The sequence below is a fragment of the Neisseria sp. P0001.S005 genome, assembly GCF_051963715.1.
The window spans coordinates 1-242 of the sequence record NZ_JBQCTZ010001048.1; the positions used below are offsets into that span (position 1 = coordinate 1).

1 protein-coding gene is annotated in these 242 nt (G+C 47.1%); it reads right to left on the reverse strand.

What is annotated here, in order from left to right; genetic code table 11:
* The coding region (locus ACTHSP_RS24015) for a metallophosphoesterase (protein WP_440347227.1) at positions 1-242 on the reverse strand (242 nt) is incomplete at both ends.

Below are 242 nucleotides of genomic sequence, written 5' to 3' on the forward strand. Positions count from 1 at the left end.
TGGATAAAATAGCAGGCGACTCCACGCTCGGTCAGACTGCGGATGGTTTGCTTGATGGTTTGTACCAAAGGTCTGTTTTCGTCATCGCCGATCCAAAAATCGAAAAGGTCGCCTAGAATGTATACGGCTTGGGCGTGAACGGCTTTTTCTTGGATATATTTTTGGAAGAGTGCGGTCAGCTGAGGATGTGATTCGCTCAGGTGAAAATCGGAGATGAAGTAAATCGGCATGATGTTGTGGGA